16 protein-coding genes are annotated in these 15,208 nt (G+C 65.4%); 6 read left to right on the top strand and 10 right to left on the bottom strand.

Annotated features, from left to right (window positions below; genetic code table 11):
- Nucleotides 1-79 precede the first annotated feature (79 nt).
- Both garD and K359_RS63485 read left to right on the top strand, forming a co-directional pair.
- Nucleotides 80-1,621, top strand: a complete 1,542-nt coding sequence (gene garD, locus K359_RS0130985) for a galactarate dehydratase (RefSeq protein WP_029082797.1) — start codon at nt 80-82, stop codon at nt 1,619-1,621.
- Nucleotides 1,622-1,785: 164 nt separating this feature from the next.
- Nucleotides 1,786-1,962 carry a hypothetical protein gene (locus K359_RS63485; RefSeq protein WP_165126055.1) on the top strand — a complete coding sequence of 59 codons (177 nt, stop codon included), beginning with the start codon at nt 1,786-1,788 and terminating at the stop codon, nt 1,960-1,962.
- 51 nt (nt 1,963-2,013) lie between these two features.
- Here K359_RS63485 and K359_RS0130975 read toward each other — a convergent pair whose 3' ends face one another.
- From K359_RS0130975 to leuC, 6 genes are read right to left on the bottom strand one after another with little or no spacing between them, the layout of a single operon-like run.
- Nucleotides 2,014-2,871, bottom strand: a complete 858-nt coding sequence (locus K359_RS0130975; protein WP_371261204.1) for an ABC transporter permease — start codon at nt 2,869-2,871, stop codon at nt 2,014-2,016.
- Between the two features lie 11 nt (nt 2,872-2,882).
- Nucleotides 2,883-3,716, bottom strand: coding sequence for an ABC transporter ATP-binding protein (locus tag K359_RS0130970; protein WP_029082795.1), 834 nt, complete (start codon nt 3,714-3,716; stop codon nt 2,883-2,885).
- Nucleotides 3,713-4,774, bottom strand: a complete 1,062-nt coding sequence (locus tag K359_RS0130965) for an ABC transporter substrate-binding protein (protein WP_029082794.1) — start codon at nt 4,772-4,774, stop codon at nt 3,713-3,715. The genes K359_RS0130970 and K359_RS0130965 overlap by 4 nt, the downstream gene beginning before the upstream one ends.
- Nucleotides 4,774-5,907, bottom strand: coding sequence for a 3-isopropylmalate dehydrogenase (leuB, locus tag K359_RS0130960; RefSeq protein WP_029082793.1), 1,134 nt, complete (start codon nt 5,905-5,907; stop codon nt 4,774-4,776). Before leuB ends, K359_RS0130965 begins: the two co-directional genes overlap by 1 nt.
- Complete coding sequence (gene leuD, locus K359_RS0130955) at nt 5,904-6,539, bottom strand: 3-isopropylmalate dehydratase small subunit (protein WP_029082792.1); 636 nt, start codon at nt 6,537-6,539, stop codon at nt 5,904-5,906. The genes leuB and leuD overlap by 4 nt, the downstream gene beginning before the upstream one ends.
- Nucleotides 6,539-7,945, bottom strand: coding sequence for a 3-isopropylmalate dehydratase large subunit (leuC, locus tag K359_RS0130950; protein WP_029082791.1), 1,407 nt, complete (start codon nt 7,943-7,945; stop codon nt 6,539-6,541). The genes leuD and leuC overlap by 1 nt, the downstream gene beginning before the upstream one ends.
- Before the next feature lie 145 nt (nt 7,946-8,090).
- Between leuC and K359_RS0130945 the strand changes: the two genes are divergently transcribed.
- Nucleotides 8,091-8,879, top strand: coding sequence for an IclR family transcriptional regulator (locus K359_RS0130945; RefSeq protein ID WP_029082790.1), 789 nt, complete (start codon nt 8,091-8,093; stop codon nt 8,877-8,879).
- Between the two features lie 288 nt (nt 8,880-9,167).
- On the opposite strand, the gene ald is transcribed toward K359_RS0130945, so the two are convergent.
- Nucleotides 9,168-10,283 (bottom strand): alanine dehydrogenase, encoded by a 1,116-nt coding sequence (ald, locus tag K359_RS0130940; RefSeq protein ID WP_029082789.1) that lies wholly within the window; start codon nt 10,281-10,283, stop codon nt 9,168-9,170.
- Nucleotides 10,284-10,410: 127 nt separating this feature from the next.
- On the opposite strand from ald, the gene K359_RS0130935 reads away from it, so the two are divergent.
- Nucleotides 10,411-10,899, top strand: a complete 489-nt coding sequence (locus tag K359_RS0130935) for an Lrp/AsnC family transcriptional regulator (protein WP_029082788.1) — start codon at nt 10,411-10,413, stop codon at nt 10,897-10,899.
- Between the two features lie 77 nt (nt 10,900-10,976).
- Here the strand turns inward: K359_RS0130935 and K359_RS0130930 are convergent, their stop codons facing one another.
- Nucleotides 10,977-11,534 (bottom strand): cytochrome b, encoded by a 558-nt coding sequence (locus K359_RS0130930; RefSeq protein ID WP_029082787.1) that lies wholly within the window; start codon nt 11,532-11,534, stop codon nt 10,977-10,979.
- Between the two features lie 361 nt (nt 11,535-11,895).
- On the opposite strand from K359_RS0130930, the gene K359_RS0130925 reads away from it, so the two are divergent.
- The gene (locus tag K359_RS0130925; protein WP_029082786.1) at nt 11,896-12,834 is read left to right on the top strand and encodes a hypothetical protein; all 939 of its coding nucleotides are present in this window, start codon (nt 11,896-11,898) and stop codon (nt 12,832-12,834) included.
- 85 nt (nt 12,835-12,919) lie between these two features.
- Nucleotides 12,920-13,633 carry a type 1 glutamine amidotransferase gene (locus tag K359_RS0130920; RefSeq protein ID WP_029082785.1) on the top strand — a complete coding sequence of 238 codons (714 nt, stop codon included), beginning with the start codon at nt 12,920-12,922 and terminating at the stop codon, nt 13,631-13,633.
- Between the two features lie 9 nt (nt 13,634-13,642).
- Here the strand turns inward: K359_RS0130920 and K359_RS0130915 are convergent, their stop codons facing one another.
- Together K359_RS0130915 and K359_RS0130910 are read right to left on the bottom strand one after the other, a co-directional pair.
- The gene (locus K359_RS0130915) at nt 13,643-13,993 is read right to left on the bottom strand and encodes a hypothetical protein (RefSeq protein WP_051346503.1); all 351 of its coding nucleotides are present in this window, start codon (nt 13,991-13,993) and stop codon (nt 13,643-13,645) included.
- Nucleotides 13,994-14,228: 235 nt separating this feature from the next.
- Complete coding sequence (locus tag K359_RS0130910; protein ID WP_029082783.1) at nt 14,229-15,164, bottom strand: LysR substrate-binding domain-containing protein; 936 nt, start codon at nt 15,162-15,164, stop codon at nt 14,229-14,231.
- Between the last annotated feature and the right edge of the window lie 44 nt (nt 15,165-15,208).

Below are 15,208 nucleotides of genomic sequence, written 5' to 3'. Positions count from 1 at the left end.
CTACGCGTGCCGACCTCCCCCACAAGCGGGAGAGGTAAAGCAAGAAAGCCGTTGGCGCCGAAACCTCAGGAGAGCCCACATGGACCAGTCGATCGGCGCGAAGGAGCAGCCCCGCTACATCAAGCTCAACGAACGCGACAATGTCGCGATCGTCGTCAATGATTTCGGCCTGCCCGCCGGCTCCCGCTTCGCCTCCGGCCTGACGCTGCGCGCCTTCGTGCCGCAGGGCCACAAGACCGCGCTGGAAGACATCGCCGAGGGCGCGCCGATCATCCGCTATGGCGAGGTGATCGGCCATGCGCTGTCGCCGATCCTGGCCGGCGAATGGGTCGACGAGGCACGCATCCGCATGCCCGACGCGCCGCCGCTCGATCAGCTCGAGATCGCAACCGCGGTGCCGCCGGCGCTGCCGCCGCTCGAAGGTTTTACGTTCGAAGGTTTTCGCAATCCCGACGGCTCGGTCGGTACCAAGAACATCCTCGGCATCTCCTCCTCCGTGCAATGCGTCAAGGGCACGATGGAATATGCGGTCAAGCGCATCCGCGCCGAGCTGCTGCCGAAATATCCCAATGTCGACGACGTCGTGCCGCTGACGCATGCCTATGGCTGCGGCGTCGCGATCACGGCGCCCGATGCCGTGGTGCCGATCCGCACCTTGCAGAATCTCGCGCTCAATCCGAATTTCGGCGGCGAGATCCTCGTGGTCGGGCTCGGCTGCGAGAAGCTCGCGCCGGAACGGTTGGTGCCGGATGGCATCAGTGACGCCATCGTACGGATGCAGGACGAAGCCTTTGACGGCTTCGGCGCCATCGTCGATGCGATCATGACCCAGGCCGAGGCGCGCCTGAAGGTGCTCAACGCCCGCACGCGCGAGACCTGCCCGGCCGCCGATCTCGTGATCGGCCTGCAATGCGGCGGCAGCGATGCGTTCTCCGGCGTCACCGCGAACCCCGCAGTCGGCTTCGCGGCCGATCTGCTGGTACGCGCCGGCGCGACTGTGATGTTCTCGGAAGTGACCGAGGTGCGCGACGCGATCCAGCTTCTGACCCGCCGCGCCGTCAACGAGGATGTCGGCCGCGCGCTGATCCGCGAGATGGCATGGTACGACGCCTATCTCGCCCGCGGCGGCGCCGACCGCAGCGCCAACACCACGCCGGGCAACAAGAAGGGCGGGCTCGCCAACATCGTCGAAAAATCCTTGGGCTCGATCGTCAAGTCGGGCTCCGGCCCGATCACGGGCGTGCTGTCGCCGGGCGAGAAGGCGCGGCAGAAGGGCATGCTGTTTGCGGCTACTCCTGCAAGCGACTTCATCTGCGGCACGCTGCAGCTCGCCTCCGGCATGACCTTGCAGGTGTTCACCACAGGCCGCGGCACGCCCTATGGCCTCGCCGCTGCGCCCGTCATCAAGGTCGCGACCCGCAGCGAGCTCGCGCGGCGCTGGAAGGATCTGATCGATTTCGACGCCGGCTGCATCGCGACCGGCGAGAAGACGATCGAGGAGACCGGCTGGGACCTATTCCGCCTGATTCTCGATGTCGCGAGCGGGCGGACCAAGCCATGGTCGGACCGCTGGGGCATTCACAACGATCTCACGCTGTTCAACCCGGCGCCGGTGACCTAGGACTGGCGTCAACGACCCTGCTGCAGATGCGCACGCGCAAGCGCGGAACATCGCGCATGGAACTCGCGTGAACAGACATTCACCAGCGTGGCAAAATGCTCATGTTCCACGCGTTGAATCGCCCGAATTGATCTCCCACGTCCTCATCAACAGGAGGACGTTCCATGAAACAATCGCAGCACTTCCTCGACAATGCGGAGAACTGCGCGCAGCTTGCCGAGCGCGCTGACGACGAGCCTACCTACAATCGCTTCAAGCGCATGGAAGCGGCCTGGCGCGCGCTGGCCAAGGAGCAGGATTGGCTCGACGGCGAGAGCTCGCCGTCGGAAACCGCAGCGTGAATCAGAAGGTGGCCCGTGCGCGACGAATGCGATGTCGCCGCGGGCCGCTTTCTACTCCGCACTGCGCTGCCGCTGCCAGCGCAAGAGATAGGCCTGCAGCCGCCAGATGATCGCCGACAGCACGACACCGACCAGCATCAGCACCACGACCGCGACCATCATGCCGGAGGCCTCGCCGCGCGCCTCCGACTCGATGATGAGACGGCCGATGCCGCGCTCGGCGCCGATGAATTCGCCGACGATCACGCCGATCAGCGCAAACGAAATGGCGGGCGTCAGCGAGGCGAACACCCAGGCCATGGTCGAGGGGATCACCACGGTGCGGGTGATCTGCCACTCGCTGGCGCCGAGCAGCCGCGCAGCATTGGTAAAACCCTCGTCGATCGAGCGCGCGCCTTCGAAGGTGTTGAAGAACACCAGGAACACCACCACGATCCAGGAGGTCACGATCTTCGACATGTCGCCGATCCCGAACGCCAGCACGATGATCGGCGCCAGCGCGATCCGCGGAATCGAATTCACCGCGGTGATGAAGGGCTGGAAGATCGCGCTCAGGCGGTCGGAGCGCCCCAGGATCAGCCCGGCGACGAAGCCGCTGACCACGCCGGTGACGAAGCCGAAGAAGGTGTTCTTCAGCGTAATGGCGGTAGCGGCCCAGAGATTGTTCTCGTTGCGTGCCAGGCACTTTGCGAAGTCGCCGTTGAACCAGCCGTTGAAGACGCCGAGCTTCGATTTGAGGCAGCTCTGGATCAGGAAATTCTCGTAGATCATCGACGGCTTCGAGATGAAGTACGGGTCGAGCAGATCCGGCACCAGCCACGGCAGTTTTGTGCGCAGGTCGTAGCCCCATTGCCACACCGACAGCACGATTGCGCAGATCAGGACCTGCCAGCCGATCGTGTTCATCATGCTGTATCGCTTCATGGGCTGCGGCCCTTGACGAATTCCTCGCCGAGCGAATGCCAGATGTGCTGGAACAGCTCGGCATAGCGCGGGGTCTCGCGCACCTTCACCGCATCGCGCGGGCGAGCGAAGTCGACCTCGAACATGTCCTTGATCCGGCCCGGCCGCGCCGAGAACAGGATGATGCGGTCGGCGAGCGTCAGCGCCTCGCCGAGATCGTGGGTCACGAACAGCACGGTTTGCTGCTCGCGCTCCCAGATCCGGAGCAGCACCTCGTGCATGTCGATCTTGGTGTGGGTATCGAGCGCGCCGAACGGCTCGTCCATCAACAGGATCTGCGGCTCGACGATCAGGGTCCGCATCAACGCCGCGCGCTGCCGCATGCCGCCCGACAGCGCCGACGGATAGGCATTCTCAAATCCGTTCAGCCCAGCCTGCGCGACGCATTCCGCGATGCGCGCTTTCCGCTCCTGCGCCGGCACGCCTGACAGCTCCAGCCCATAGCCGATATTGTCGGCAACCGTCCGCCAGGGGAACAGCGTATCGCGCTGGAAGACGTAGCCGACATCGGGCGTCGCCTTGCCGGCGACGACGCGCTTGCCGTCGATCAGGATCTCGCCGCCGGTGGGGCGGATCAGCGAGGCGATCATGTTGAGCACGGTGCTCTTGCCCGAGCCCGACGGCCCAAGCAGCGCGACGAACTCGCCGCGGCGGACGTCGAAAGTGACGTCGCGAACAGCCTCGATCGTGGTTTTGGCGAGCTGGAACGACTTGCACAGGCCGTTGACCTCGACGCGGCGGTCGGCCGAGGCGCGCGGCGACGGAGTGACGCTCGTCTCGAGCGCGCTCAACCCGGATAGGCCTTTCGCGCCGCGTCGATCAGGTTGGAGTTGACCACGTCGGCGATCTTGAGCGGCTTGATGCCCGTCATCTCGCGGAACCAGACCTTCTCGCCGCGCGCGAAGCTTGCGGCGTCGATCGTGCCCTCATAGTCCGCGACCTTTTGGATCGCCGTGATCTCGAGCAGATTGGCATCACGCGAGGTGCTGCCGACATAGGGCTCGATGGCGTCGTAGACCTCCGTCGGCTTGTGCGCCTTGATCCACTGCGACGCGCGCCACAGCGCGGTGACGAAGGCCTGCATTTTGGCGGGATCCTTGTCGACGGTCGCCTGCAGCGTGAAATGCGCGGTTACCGGCACCTTGCCGCCGATATGCTTGTTCCAGATCGCCTCGTCGGTGCCGTCGAACAGCAGTTCGCCCCAGCCCTGCTGCTGCGCCTCGTTCAGCAGCGACAGCGAGCTGACAAGGATATCGACTTGCTTCGATTTCAGCGACCCCAGCATGGTGTCGACATTGCCGGTGCCGATCCAGGTCACCTTGTCGTCGAGACCCATGGTTTCCATGTAGTAGGACGCCCAGACATGGTTGGTGCCACCGAGCGAGGACACCGAGACGATCGGCTTGCGGCCGTCGGGCCGCTTCCATTGGGCGAAGGCCTCCAGCGAGTTGATGCCCTGGTCCTTGAGGTCCTTGCGGATGATGAACATCACCGAGTTCGACCGTGTGTCGACCGGCAGCAGCACGCGCGCGGCGCGGCCGTGATTGGTCAGCTGCATCGGATGGGTGACGTCGCCGATGCCGATATCGCCCTGCGACGAGGCGATGATCTCGCGGGTCTTCACGCCGCTGCCGCCCTGCAGCAGCTTGCAGTCGAGCCCGGCTTCCTTGAAGTAGCCGATGCGATCCGCAACAAATTGCGTCTGATAGACCGGCACCGCGACCGGATAGATTGCGCGGCCGGTGGCCGCCTGCGCCCATCCACGCCCCGCAGCCAGCGCCGCGCCGCCGGCAGCGATCACCGTCAGCGCCGATCGCCTCGATACTTGGGGCATGGTGATGCGCGCCATCAGGCGTGCTCCTTGGCCGAGATCTTGTCCAGCGCGGCGAGCACCGCGTCGCCCATCTGGACGGTCGACAGCTTCCTCGCACCGGCTTCTGCAATGTCGGCGGTCCGCGCGCCGGACGCAAGCGCAGTCTGCACCGCCTTCTCCAGCAAATCGGCATCCTCAGGGCGGTCCAGTGTCAAGCGCAGCAGCATCGCGACGCTGAGGATCGAACCGAGCGGATTGGCGATGCCCTTGCCGGCGATATCGGGCGCGCTGCCATGCACCGGCTCATACAGCGCCTTGCGCCGGCCGAAGCGATCGACCGGGCCGAGCGAGGCCGACGGCAGCATGCCGAGCGAGCCCGAAGCCATCGCCGCGCAGTCGGACAGGATGTCACCGAAGATGTTGCCGGTCACCATCACGTCGAATTGCCGCGGCTCGCGCACGATCTGCATCGCGGCGTTGTCGACATAAAGATGGGTCAGCTCGACGTCGGCGAACTCCTCCTTGTGCAGTTTGATCATTTCCTCGCGCCAGACCACGCTGGTCTCCAGCACATTGGCCTTGTCGACCGAGCAGACCTTGTTGCGCCGGGTCCGCGCCAGCTCGAACGCCGAGCGCGCCACGCGGCGGATCTGGTTGGTGGTGTATTGCTCGGTGTTGAAGCCGCGGCGCTGGCCATCGGGCAATGTCTCGATGCCGCGCGGTTCGCCGAAATAGATGCCGCTGGTCAATTCGCGGATGATGACGAAGTCGACGCCGTCGAGCACCTCGGCCTTCAGCGGCGCCGACGCCGACAGCGCCGGGCTCGCCACGATCGGCCGCAAATTGGCGTAGAGATCGTATTTGCTGCGCAGGCCGAGCAGACTGCCGGCCTTGCGCGCCGCCGCCGGCACCTCCGTGGTCTCCGGCCCGCCGGTCGCGCCCCACAGGATCGCGTCGGCCTCGTCCATCGCTTCCGCCGTGTCCTCGGGCAGCACCTTGCCGGTCGCCAGATACGGGATCAGGCCGTATTGCGCCTCGCGCAGCGTCATCGGCACGTTACGTTTGGCCGCGAACCAGTCGAGCACGCGGCGCGACTGCGCGGTGACCTCGGGACCGATGCCCTCACCGCCGACGACGGCGACCTTGACCATGTTGGATTGCGTGCTCATACAGGTGTCCTTGTAGAATGAATCCAGGGCCGCGCCGCGCGGTCGGCGGCCTGGAAGGCGTGGATCTCGTCGTCGCGCTGCAGCGTCAGCGCCACCTCGTCGAGCCCCTTCAGGAGCCCGTCGCGCCGCCGCGGGTCGATCTCGAACGAATGCCGCGCGCCCGACGGCGAGACGATGGTCTGGGCCTCGAGATCGATCGAGATCTTGCCTGCGCCCTGCGTCGCCTCGATGTCGGCGGCAAGCGAATCCACCACCGCCTTGTCGACGATCACGGGGAGGATTCCGTTCTGGAAGCAGTTGGCGAAGAAGATGTCGCCGAAGCCGGAGCCGATGATGGCGCGGATGCCGCGCTCTTGCAGCGACCACACCGCGCCTTCGCGCGACGAGCCGCAGCCGAAATTCGGCCCCGTCACCAGGATCTCGGCCTCGCGGTACGGCTCGCGGTTGAGGATGAAATCCGGATTCTCCGAGCCGTCGGCGAGATAGCGCAGCGAGCCGAACGCCCATTTGCCGAGCGTGCCGCGGATCGAGTTGCCGACCAGGCGCTCGATGCGGATGATGACGTCGGTGTCGATATTGGCGCGCATGATCGGCGCAGCGGTTGCGGTGAGCTTGTCGAACGGCTTTGGCATCACTGGCGTCCCATCATCCTGACATCGGCGATCGCGCCGGCAATGGCTGAGGCCGCCGCACTCGCGGGGCTCGCCAGATGCGTGCGGGCGCGCGGCCCCTGGCGGCCGACGAAATTGCGGTTCGAGGTCGAGACCGAGCGCTGCCCAGGCGCCACCACCTCGCCATTGGCGGCAAGGCACATCGAGCAGCCCGGCTCGCGCCACTCGAAGCCGGCGTCGATGAAGATCTTGTCGAGCCCCTCGGCAACCGCCTCGCGCTTGACGTTTTCCGAGCCCGGCACCACCCAGGCGCGGACCCCGGCCGCGACCTTGCGGCCACGCGCGACCTCGGCCGCGGCGCGCAGATCGCTCAGCCGGCTGTTGGTGCAGGAGCCGATGAACACCCAATCGACCGGCGTGCCGGCAATCGGTGCGCCGCCTTGCAGGCCCATATAGTCGAGCGCGGTCTCGATCGCGGCGCGCCGCGCCGGATCGTCGACCGTCTTCGGATCGGGAATGACGCCATCGACGCCGACGACGTGCTCGGGGCTGATGCCCCAGGTCACTTGCGGGATGATCTTTTCGACATCGATTACGACCTCGCGGTCGAACACCGCGTCCGGATCGCTCGGCAGTTCGCGCCACGCCTTCACCGCGAGATCCCACATCTCGCCTTGCGGCGCATAGGGGCGGCCGCGCAGGAATTCGAAGGTCTTGTCGTCCGGCGCCACCATGCCCATCTTGGCGCCGAGTTCGATCGAGAGGTTGCAGATCGTCAGCCGGCCCTCGATCGGCAGCGCCCGGATCGCGCTGCCGGCATATTCGACCGCGTAACCGGTGCCGCCGGCGGCGCCGACATGCCCGATCAGCGTCAGGATCATGTCCTTGGCGGTGACGCCGAGCGGCAGCTTGCCCTCGAAGCGCGCGCGCATCGTTTTCGGACGCTTCTGGATCAGCGCCTGCGTCGCCAGCACATGGGTGAGCTCGCTCGATCCAATGCCGAAAGCGAGTGCGCCGAGGCCGCCATGGGTACAGGTGTGGCTGTCGCCGCAGACGATCGTCGCGCCCGGCAGGCTCAAACCGAGTTCCGGCCCGATGACGTGGACGATGCCCTGGCCGGGCTGGTCGACATCGAACAGCGTGATGCCGCTCGCCGCGGTCTCGACCCGCAGCGCGGCCAGCAATTCCATTCCGATCTTGCTGGTTCCGGCGCGGCCGGGCGCCGTCGACAGCGCATGATCCGGCGTCGCAAAGACCAGTTCGGGATTGTGAACCTTGAGGCCACGGCTCTTCAGGTCGAGCAGGCCGCGCGAGCCGCCGAGATCGTGCAGCAGATGGCGGTCGATATGCAGGAGATCGGTGTCCTCGCTGAGGCGGGCAATGACATGCTGGTCCCAGATCTTCTCGAGCAAACTTCGTCCGGGCATCCGCCTTCCCCTGCTCTCTGCGTTTCCATGCGGCTTGATCTTATTGACGCCAATCTGTGCCAAAGTTGTCGTCAAGTGAAGCAGTTTCGTCCTAACATCACATATGTGATGGAGGTGCGGTAGTTGACCCGCCGCGGAGACAGCTATGCCGAACTCGAATAAGACGGCCATCGTCAAATCGGCCATGCGGACGTTTGCAGTTCTGGAGTTCTTTCGGGAAACAAAGCGGGCTGCTTCCGTGACTGAAATATCTTCCGCGTTGGAGATGCCCCAATCGAGCACGTCAGTATTGCTCAGCAGTCTCGTTGAATTGAACTACCTCGAATACGACCGACAGACCCGGCGTTTCATCCCTAGCTACCGGGTAAATCTGCTTGGTGATTGGATCCGTCGTTCTCCGTTCCGTGACACAAAGCTCACCGATCTGATGGAGGAACTCTGGACCGCGACTGGCGGCGAAACCGTGATGCTTGGACAACAGGCAGGCGCCGCTGGGATGCAGTATCTACACGTTGTACGCGGCGGCTATCAGCTTCAGTTCATTGCACATGCTGGTCAAATACGACCGATGGTTCGTACCGCGCTCGGACACGTGCTGCTGAGCCAAATGCCAAATACCAAAATTCGCGGCATCATCCGTCGCAATAACGCCGAGGAGCCGAGTCAGTCGGCGCGCGTTCGCGAATCGGCCTTTCTCGAAGAGGTCGAGCGCATTCGCCGCCGCGGCTTTTCCGAGTCCAGCGGCCGCACGACGCCGGGCGCAAACACAATAGGCATGCTTGTACCCCTACCCAAGAGACGCGCTCCGCTCGCGATCGGCATCGGCGGACCGATCGAACGAATCGCGGCGAAGCGCGCGCGCATCATTGAGGTCATGCAGAGTCGGCTGAAGAAACTGGCAGATGAAGCTAGGCCAGGATTCGTTGAGAAATGACCTCTCAGGACGCTTAACGCGTGCGGGTGACAGAACCGTAGCCCGGATGCAGCGAACGGGTCGCGCGAACGAGCGCCCGATGACAGGCTCCGCGCAATCCGGGGAGCCAGCCGCATCCGCGCGAAGGATCCATCCTCTCCTTCCCCCTGAAAGGGGAAAGGTCGGGATGGGGTCAGCCGCAGGCGACTCTCTATGAGGAGAGCGCCGATCCCCACCCGCTTTGCTCTGGCGAGCAAAGCGACCTCCACTTTTCAAGGGGAGGTTAGCTTCATCCGGGCTACTGAATTCCTACGACGCCAGTGCTTCCTCCGGCATCACGACCGCGAGATGCTGGCTCTCGGCCACGGCGCGGTTGGTGATGCGGCCGCGATGGACGTTGAGGCCGGCGCGCAGATGCGGATCCTCGACCAGCGCGCGCAGTCCCTTCGATGCCAGCGCCAGGCCGAACGGCAAAGTGGCGTGGTCGAGCGCGTGGCTCGAGGTGACCGGCACCGCGCCCGGCATGTTGGCAACGCAGTAATGCACGATCTCGTCGACCAGATAGGTCGGCGCCTGATGCGTGGTCGGCTTCGAGGTTTCGAAGCAGCCGCCCTGGTCGATCGCGACATCGACCAGCACCGCGCGGCGCTTCATGCTGGCGAGCTGCGCGCGCGAGACGAGCTTGGGCGCGCTGGCGCCCGGGACCAGCACCGCGCCGATCACGACGTCGGCGGCGATAATCTCCTGCTCGATCGCCTCCAGCGTGGCGTAGCGGGTGCGGACACGGCCGATGAAGAGATCGTCGAGCGCGCGGAGCCGCGGCAATGAGCGGTCGAGGATGGTGACGTCGCTGCCGAGCCCGGCGGCCATCCGCGCCGCATGGGTGCCAACCACGCCGCCGCCGATGATCGCAACCCTGGCCGGCGGAACGCCCGGCACGCCGCCAAGCAGCTTGCCCATGCCGTCGGCGGATTTGCGCAGCGCAGCGCCCGCCGCCTCGATCGCGAGCCGGCCGGCGACCTCGCTCATCGGCGCCAGCAGCGGCAGCCCGCCATGCGCATCCGTCACGGTCTCATAGGCGATCGCCGTGCAGCCGGAAGCGAGCAGGCCCTTGGTCTGCGGAACGTCGGGCGCAAGATGCAGATAGGTGAAGAGGATCTGTCCCTCGCGCAGCCGGGCCCATTCGGCCGGCTGCGGCTCCTTCACCTTCACGATCATGTCGGCGACGGCAAACACCTCATCGGCGGTATCGGCGATCCGCGCGCCGGCCTGCGTGTAGACGTCGTCGCCGGCACCGATGCCGTCGCCGGCGCCACGCTGCACCACGACCTCGTGTCCGTGCGCCACATACTCCCGCACCGAGGCCGGCGTCAGCCCGACCCGATATTCCTCGACCTTGATCTCCTTGGGCACGCCGATGCGCATGGTCCGCTCCTTGAATGGATTCGTTTCCGCTCTCCTTAAGGGTATTCCCCGTCACACGGCGTTTCTCAGCGAATTCCGGCTTGTGCACATCCAGATACGCTCATATCCTTCGTCGCGGGCTCAGCTCTTGAAGGAAAACTGCGTGGACGGTCTCGATCGTATCGACCTCAGAATCCTCGGCGAGCTGGTCACTGATGCCCGCGCGAGCCAGATCGAGCTCGCGGAAAAGGTCGGGCTATCGCCGACCGCCTGCGCGCGTCGCATCCGCCATCTCGAGGAGATCGGCGTGATCCGCGGCTACCGCGTTGATCTCGAGCCGAGCGCGCTGGGACTTGTGACAACGGTCGTCGTCACCATCACGCTGGAGAAGCAGAGCGAGGACTATCTGGCGGCATTCGAGGCCGCGATCGCGCGGTGCCCCGACGTCGTGTCCTGCCATCTGATGTCGGGCAGCGACGATTATCATCTGCAGGTCATCGCCCGCGACATCGCCGACTTCGAGCGCATCCACAAGCAGCATCTGTCGCGGATGCCCGGTGTCGCGCGCATCCATTCCAGCTTCGCGATGCGCGAGGTGGTCCGCCGCACCATTCCAGAGACCGCGCTGCGCGGCTGACGCAGAGCGTTTTCGAGCGGAAGTGGACACCGGTTCGCGTGAAGAAAACGCGTCAAAATAAAAACTAGAGCAACGGATCAGGATGGATTGCGGCTCGCGCGCGGCCACATCCGCGCCAGCGTCTCGTCCTTCTTCACCACGGCATGCCAAAACGTCGCGGCGATGTGCAGCACGACCGCGGCGTAAACCACGTAGGCGAGCGCGCCGTGCGCGAGCTCGCCGGCATGTTCGACCGCCTTGTTGTCGGCGAACAGCCGCGGCCAGCTGAAAGTCCAGAAATAGCGCAGCGAATAGCCGCCGGCCGACGAGAACATGTATCCCGTCACGGGCATCACGAAGAGAACGAAGAGGATGGCGTAGAGCGCCCAGTGATTGAGCCGCGCGGCGATCTTGACCAGCGGCGAGAACGATCCCGGCTCCGGCGGCGCCGTGGTCGCAGTCCGTACGATCAGCCGCAGGATCGCCAGCATGAACAGCGTCATGCCGAGCGACTTGTGCACCTCGAGCAGCTCGCGTCGCGGCGACGTCCCCGCCGGCTGCAGCCCGCAATAGAGCCCGATCAGCATTGCCGCGATGAACAGCACCGCGGTCGCCCAATGAATCCTGCGCAGCAGCGGGTCGTAGCTGGCCGTCATGTCCGTCGTCACAAGGCGCCTTCGCTTGAAGCCAGCCCGTGCGGGTTCGGCCCGAAAAAGGAAGCAGTTCAATAGATGATCGCGCGAAGCCTGCCTACCGGCGCGGGCGTCAAATTCGATCACGATCGCGAAGGGCCGGGGCCGAGACTTCTCCCCTCGTCATTCCCGGGCGCGCAGAGCGCGAACCCGGAGTGTCGAACGGAGGGTCGGGCGCACCACGCGCTCGCTGTCACAAATCTCGCTGTCATAATTGGAGCCCTGCCCGCGCCACACGCATTTTTTAGTCGTGATTCCCGGCCGTCTGTGACAGAATTAATACACCCAAATGTCAATTCGGTTACACGCGGAGCGGTGAATGAGCATGGAGTGGCGGGCACGGCCGGTTTCGCTGGCTTGGTCGAATCCGGTGGTCCGTTGGTGGGGCATGCTGAGCCTCGTCAGCGCCGCCAACATCGCGGTGTGGTTCGCGCTTTACCGCCAGTTCCACGAGCAGGCCAATGGCAGCCTGAGCAACACCTCCGGCATCGGGCTGATGCTGCTGCTCTGTGCCGCCTATGTGTTCGGCTGCGCCTTCCGCTCGGTGCTGCCGCGCGCCGACGTGCAGCGCATCTGCCTGGTCGACACCTGGCTGTCGAGTGTCGTGGTCGGCCGCACCGTCGCCACCGTCGCCGAGGTCTGCTTCGCCGCGCAATGGGCGATCGTGCTGTATCAGCTCGGCACCATGAGCGGCGCCGAGACCACCGTGAACATCGCCTGGATCATCGTGCCGCTGATCGTCATCGCGGAATGCTTCTCCTGGTATGCGGTGCTGACCACCCACTATCTCTGCAACGCGATCGAGAACTCGATCTGGGCCGTGGTGTTCTTCCTGGTCGGGATTGCGCTGTGCCGGCTGCTGCCCGAGTTTCACGGCCCGGTGCGCTGGGCCTTCATCGTCGCGATCGTCGGCATCGCCGCCTTCCTCGCCTTCCTGATGACCGTCGACGTCCCGATGTATCTGAACCGCTGGCGCGCCAATCTCGCCGCCGGCGGCACGCTGCTGCATCCGCTCGACGGCTTGCGCGACGTCAGCCGGCGCTGGGTCGTGACCCACGACATCGCCGAGTGGCGCGAGGAAATCGCCTGGATGTCGCTGTATTTCAGCATGGCGGTCTGGTCGAGCCTTGCGCTCTGCGTCGGCTATTCGCTCGCGGATCAGCTGCCACGTTACCGCACCGAGCCCGTGATTGTCAGCACGAGCACGGCGCCGGCGGCGCAGCACACCGCAACGATCGAGGCTGTGGCGACACCCCGCAATTGATCGGCGGCCGACAGCCGCAGCTTGTGGCCAGCAGCGCTTTCGGAGTTAAAGGCTCGTCATCCCCGCCCATCACTCGTCGCGTCCCATGCCCAGCATCACCATCATCGAGACCGGGCTCGTCAGCCCGCAATTCCGCGAGCGCCACGGCAGCTATCCGCAGATGTTCCAGCGGATGGTCGCTGCCGCCGATCCCTCTGTTGCCTGCGACGTCGTGAGCGTCGCCAACGGCGAGGCGCTGTCGGAGCCGGCGGCGCTGGATGCGATCCTGATCACGGGATCGTCGGCGGGCGTTTATGACGATGTCGACTGGATCGCGCCGCTCGAGGCCTTCGTGCGCGCGGCGCATGATAAGCGCGTTCCGATGGTCGGCGTCTGCTTCGGCCATCAACTGATCGCGCAGGCGCTCGGCGGCACCGTGCGCAAGTCGGAGAAGGGCTGGGGCATCGGCCGCCACGTCTATCGGCTGGCACCGAACAACGGGCTGATCGCGGGCGAGACGATCGCCGCGGCCTGCTCGCATCAGGACCAGGTGATCACCCCGCCCGCCTCCGCACGCACCATCATGTCATCAGACTTCACGCCGCATGCCGGGCTGCTCTATGGCAACGGCACCACGCTGTCGGTGCAGCCGCATCCGGAATTCACCGCCGATTACGCCGACGCGCTGTGCGACCTGCGCCGCGGCCTCGCGCCGGATGCCGTGGTCGAAACCGCCAAGGCGTCACTCGCCGCGCCGCTCGAGCACGCCCGGCTCGGCGGCGTGATCACGCGCTTTCTCACCGGCCGCGCGCCTGGGTGAGGCGATCGCTCAGGTCATGCTGCCCGGCATGAAGCAGCGCACCCGCGGGTGGCCGTCGATGTAGTGCTTCCACACCATGGTCCGCCCGATCTTGTTCGGCTCGGTGATCACGGCTTCGTTCGGCACCACGACCCATTCATCGTCGATGTGGACGCGATAATGGCCGTGATCCGACTCCCAATCGGGATCGGCGACCACATAGCCGTCGGCATCCGAGCAGCATTGTCCGTAACCACTGCGCAGGCTTTCAAACCAGGGCTTTAATGGTGAATTGGCGTAGCGGCCGTCGTCGCGCGCCAGGGTCGGCGATGTCAACCACATCGTCCCAAGCAGCAGTGCCGCACGCGTGATGGCGTGCATAATGTCGTCTCCGCAGGTTTCGATCCCGCTGCGGGCGCGTATCACTCCAGTTCGCCCGCGACATTGCCGTCGCAGGCGAGAACACGACGAATCGGCGCCCCAGCTCCTGCCATTCACCTATGCAAGAGCAGAGCCAGACTGCATTCCGGGAGACTACTGCCGACGAAAGTATGGGGTGCGCACGCCGCCGCAATCTCAGGCGGGAAGCAGCGCGCGCGTGCTCGGCGCAGCTCGATCACCGGCTCGCCGCGGCGACCTCGGGAACGAGCGGCGGTGCGCTGCGCGACGCCGCCTGCAATGCGCATTCGACGAAGCGGCGCGGCAGCAGCGAGGCGTTCGCGCGCATCGCCACCAGCATGCGGCTCTCCGCATCCGGCGTGTCCAGCGGCTTCGCCACCACATTCATGACGCCGGCCTGCTGGTAGCAGGATGGCAGGATCGAAAGCCCGATCCCGGCCGCGACCAGGCTCAGCACGGTGCGCAGTTCATGCGCCTCCTGCACCACGCGCGGGGCAAAGCCCGCCCGCCGGCACAGCATCGCGGCCTGATCGCCGACGCCGCAGCCGCTCTCGGCCATGCCGACGAATTCGTGATCGGCGAGATCGGCCATCTCAAGCGCGCCTTTGGCGCCGGCCAGCGGATGATCCAGCGGCAGGAACACCATCAGCCGGTCGCGCCAGACCACATGGACCTGCAAATCGGCTGCCGGTCGAAAATCGAGCGGCGGCCGCATGATCGCAACATCGAGCTCGGCGTCGGCAAGCGCGCGCAGCTGCGTCGCCGTCGACATGTGCCGGAGCTCGATCTTCACCCGCGGATAACTGGCGCGAAAGCTGCGGAACAGCTCGGCGAACATGTCGAGCATCGGCACCGAGCCGGTGAAGCCGACGCGGATCATGCCGGCCTCGCCGCGCGCTGCACGACGAACCGTCTCCGACGCCAGATCGAGCTCGCTGACCGCGCGCCGCGCATGCTCCAACAGCAATTGCCCGGCCTGCGTGAGTTCCACAGCGCGCCGCGTCCGTGCCAGCAGGCGCGTCCCGAGCTCCGCCTCCATTGCCTTGATCTGCGTGCTCAGCGGCGGCTGGCTGACATGCAAACGTTTGGCTGCGCGGCTGAAGCTCAATTCTTCGGCCACCGCGATGAAGTAACGAAGCTGCCTGTAATCCATCGCTTATTCCGTTTCCCTATAAGTGGGGGGTCAACAAGGTATTT

The organism is Bradyrhizobium sp. th-b2 (genome assembly GCF_000426785.1).
Taxonomy (GTDB): Bacteria; Pseudomonadota; Alphaproteobacteria; order Rhizobiales; family Xanthobacteraceae; genus Bradyrhizobium; species Bradyrhizobium septentrionale.
The sequence above is the reverse complement of the archived record's forward strand: the minus strand, read 5'-3'. Positions and strand labels throughout refer to the sequence as shown.